Here is a 4,045-nt window from a genome sequence, read left to right as displayed (position 1 = left end):
ACGAATCCCGAGAGTGCCGCTGTGAGTGCCCCCAGATCGAGTTCGACCAGACGGTCGATGTAGTCGCGCCAGGCGGATTCTGCTTGGGCTTCGACCGCGAGGAGGGCTTCGGAGGATGCCTCGCGCATGTCGGAGAGGATTGCCAGCGCCACTTCGTTGGCTAGCGCGGCGCGTGAATCGAAGTTTCGGTAGAGGGTGGCGATGCCCACGCCGCTCGCCTCGGCAATCGTTTCGAGCGCGATCGTGGCTCCGTGCTGGGCGAACAGCCGTCGGGCTTCTCGCACGATCACCTGGCGTCGTAGTGCCGCGTCAGCGCGCATGTGGCCTGCCCTTCTCCGCCGGGATGTCCTCCCAGCGTAGGCGCAGGATGCGGGGCAATAATAAGTGGAGGAAATTCATCCGCTTATCATCCACCTCCATCGAACGGGCATGAACGCATGGCAGTAACCGGCGCGGCAGAGAACGCCGCCGCATCCGAAACCGATTCGGCGAACGCCAGCGCGAACGCCGACGCGAGCGCCGACGCGAACGCCGACGCGAGCCCTGCTCGGCCGCACAAAGCGAAGGCGCTGCCGCCGCTAGCGAAGCTCGTGGGAATGATCGTCGGACTCGGCGTCATCCTGTTCGCCATGCTGATGCTCTTCATCATGCCGTCGCTCAAGAGCGGCCCGCACGACCTGCCCGTGGGTGTGGCCGGCGATTCCGCCGCAGTCGAGACCTTAGAGCGGGCGCTCGACGAGGGTGCCCCTGGTGCGTATGAGCTTCGAACGTTCGACTCCGAAGCTGAGTTGACCGAGGCGATCCGCGACCGCGACGTTGTTGGCGGCTTCGCGGTGACAGACGCAGGCGTCAGCGCCTATACCGCCAGCGCAGGATCCGCCGTTATTTCGTCGACCATCGCGGCCACGGCGAAGGCTTTCGGCGGCGATGTGCCCGTCACCGATGTCGTGCCTCTTCCGGCGGAGGACCCGACCGGCATTGGCATCGGAGGGCTCGCCTTCCCCCTCGTCTTCGGCGGAATCGTGCCTGCTGTGGCCTTTCGCAAGGTGTTTCCCCGCAGTCTCGGATGGACGGTAGCGGGCATCGCGAGCTTTGCCGCGATCGGCGGTATCGCCGTGGCCGCCGTGCTGATGTTCTCATTCGGCAGCATCACCACGGGATTCTGGGCCGTGGCTGGCTCGATGGCATTAGGAATCGCCGCACTGGGGTTGCCCCTCGCGGGGCTCCAAGAAGTTTTCGGGGGCAAGGGCTTCACAATCGGGGCCATGGCCATGATGTTCCTGGGCAACCCGCTCGCGGGGATCTCGACGACAGCGGCTTGGCTCCCCGCCGGTCTTGGGATCATCGGCCAGATTCTGCCCCCTGGTGCCACGGGAACGCTCGTGCGCTCGGCCGCCTACTTCGGTGGTTCGGGTGGCCTGGTAGCTGCGCTCACCCTCGTGGCCTGGATCGTCGGTGGGGCCGTGCTGCTCGCCCTGGGCAAGCGTCGCGCGCGCCGGGTGGCCGCCGAATAACGGGTCAGATGCGGTCATATTCACCTGAATCATGACGAGCGTCACAAAAACCTTGACATTAACTCCGGCGTGACTGACTATTGCTGAGTCGACACACTGCAGTGCAGACAGGCTTACCCGCCGCAGCGCACCATCGCTGTACTGCCTCGTTGACATCCGTCCAACAGTCACGAGAGGCATTCAATGAAGAAGAGTCTTGCCGCGGTCGCATTCGCGGCCGTCACCGTCCTTGCCCTAAGCGGATGCACCGACACGGGTGCCGACACCGCCACCGAGCCCAGCGGCTCTGGCGAACTCACCAAGATTCGCGTCGCATCCCTGCCGATCGCCGAGACCGGCGCTCTGTGGGCCGCGATCGACGAAGGGATCTTTGAGGATCACGGCCTGGATGTCGAGGTCGTTCCCGCCCAGGGTGGCGCTCAGGCCATTCCCGCCTTGATGAGCGGCGACATCCAGTTCGCGGTCGGCCAGCCGTTCGGCCCCTTCCGTGCCGACCTGCAAGACCTCGGCGTTGTCGTGGTCAGCAACTACGCGAGCTCGCTACCAGAGGGCAAGGATGTCAACGCCGTTGTCGCTCTTGCCGACTCCGGCATCACCAGCCCCTCCGACCTTGAGGGCAAGACCGTCTCGGTCAACAGCCTTGGTGCCGCCGGCGACCTCACGATCATGCAGGCTGTGAAGGATGACGGAGGCGACCCCGCAACCATCGAGTTCGTCGAGGTTGGATTCCCCGAGGCTCAGGCGCAGCTCGACGCCGGCAACATCGACGCAGCCTGGGTGCCAGACCCGTTCATGTCCAAGATCGTTGCGGAGGGTGGCACGCTCGTCGTTCACCCCTACCAGGCCACGATTCCCGGCCTCCCGCTGCTGACGAACATCACCACGCAGAAGCTCATGGATTCTGACCCTGAGCTCGTTGAGGCCTACACCGCTGCGATGGCCGAGGCTCTCGAGTGGGCCGACTCCAACGAGGATGCCGTTCGCGCCGCGATCGTGAAGAACATGGGAATTCCCGAGGCTGCCGTAGCCGGCATCACCCTGCCCTCATTCACTCCCAAGCTCGATCTGGATGCCATCGCGACGCTCGCCGAGATGGGCGTGGAGTTCGGCACCATCGCCAGCCTGCCCAATCTGGATCGTTTGTTCCAGCAGCAGTAGCCGGATGCGGGGCGTCTCGCCCAGCGAGGCGCCCCGCACATCCGCTGTCGTCAGTACGATCAAGCACCTCATCTTGTCGATTGGGAAGGCATCATGGCTCGCTCCTCAGCGCAGACGGCTCATGCAGTGCGCAAGTTCGCACTCGGGGCCGCCGGGATCGCTGGATTTCTGCTCACCTGGCAGCTCATCCCCACGCTCGGCATCATTAGCCCCGAGTTTTTGCCCTACGCCACCGAGACTCTTGCCCGGTTCGCGCTAGAACTGCGCGATCTCGAGTTCTGGCGCAACGTGGGCTACACCATGACGGCCTGGTTTCTCGGCCTTCTCGTGGCCACGGTCGCGGCCATGGTGCTGGGGGCTGGCATCGGTATGGTGCCGTTTCTGCGCCGCGCCACCCACACAACCGTGGAGTTTCTGCGCCCCATTCCTTCGGTAGCGCTCATTCCGCTTGCCGTGCTCATTTACGGCATCCAGCTTCAGGCGGCGCTCGTCATTGTCATCTTCGCGAGCTTCTGGCAGGTGTTCGTTCAGGTTCTCTACGGCGTTGCGGATGTCGACACTGTCGCCCGCGACACCGCCCGCAGCTTTGCGTTGACTCGCGCAGAGCGTGTGCGCTTTCTCGTGTTCCCCACGATGCTGCCCTACCTAATCACGGGCCTGAGACTCGCCGCGTCGGTGGCGCTCATCCTCTCGGTCACGGCCGAGATGGTCATCGGTAATCCGGGGCTCGGCAAGGTGCTGGTCAAGTACCAGAACGCCGGCGACTGGGTGGGCGTCTACACGATCGTTATCGTTACGGGTTTGCTCGGCCTTGTGGTCAACCTCATCTTTCGCGCGGTCGAGCGCAAGTCGCTCGCCTGGCACCAGTCGATTCGAGCGGAGGAGGTCCTGTGACCCTCTACACGAGCACCGTTGTCGTTCCCCGCACGAGGTCTCGGGCGTGGAAGCGCGTGGGAGAGAGCATGCTGTTCGCTCTCGGGCTGCCGTTTCTTCTGCTCGTGATCTGGGGAATCTCCTCGTCCATCGCGCCAGTCCAGTTCTTTCCCAGCCCCCTCACAATCGCGCAGGCGTTTGTTAACACCTGGGTGGGGCCGGCCTTTGTGACGGATGTTCTCCCCAGCCTCGCCCGGCTGGGGCTCGGAATCGTTCTCTCCGTGCTTGTGGGCATTGTCGCGGGCACCGTGATCGGTCTCGTTCGCTGGTTGCGGGAACTCCTGGAGCCGCTGCTGGAATTCTTCCGCGCGATCCCGCCGCCTGTTCTCATCCCGGTCTTCACGCTGCTCATGGGTCTCACCGATTCGATGAAGATCTTCGTGATCGTTTTCGGTGCTGTGTGGCCCGTGCTGCTCAACACGATCGAGGGTGTGCGCTCG

Annotated in this window: 5 protein-coding genes; 4 read left to right on the top strand and 1 reads right to left on the bottom strand. The window is 64.1% G+C overall.

The window, feature by feature from the left end:
* Positions 1-320, bottom strand: a 320-nt coding sequence (locus AC062T_RS06415; protein ID WP_476028446.1) for a TetR family transcriptional regulator, incomplete at its 3' end; no start/stop codon positions are given.
* Positions 321-437: 117 nt separating this feature from the next.
* Between AC062T_RS06415 and AC062T_RS06410 the strand changes: the two genes are divergently transcribed.
* The 4 genes from AC062T_RS06410 to AC062T_RS06395 all read left to right on the top strand — a co-directional run.
* On the top strand, positions 438-1,514 hold the full coding sequence (locus AC062T_RS06410; protein WP_476028445.1) for a hypothetical protein: 1,077 nt from the start codon (positions 438-440) through the stop codon (positions 1,512-1,514).
* 183 nt (positions 1,515-1,697) lie between these two features.
* Complete coding sequence (locus tag AC062T_RS06405) at positions 1,698-2,672, top strand: ABC transporter substrate-binding protein (RefSeq protein ID WP_476028443.1); 975 nt, start codon at positions 1,698-1,700, stop codon at positions 2,670-2,672.
* A 93-nt stretch (positions 2,673-2,765) separates the two neighbouring features.
* Positions 2,766-3,566, top strand: coding sequence for an ABC transporter permease (locus AC062T_RS06400; protein ID WP_108514653.1), 801 nt, complete (start codon positions 2,766-2,768; stop codon positions 3,564-3,566).
* Positions 3,563-4,045: ABC transporter permease (locus AC062T_RS06395; RefSeq protein ID WP_476028440.1), on the top strand; the 483-nt coding region annotated here is incomplete at its 3' end. The genes AC062T_RS06400 and AC062T_RS06395, both read left to right, overlap by 4 nt.

The organism is Homoserinimonas sp. (assembly GCF_056262345.1).
This window is presented reverse-complemented; position numbering and strand designations above follow the sequence as displayed.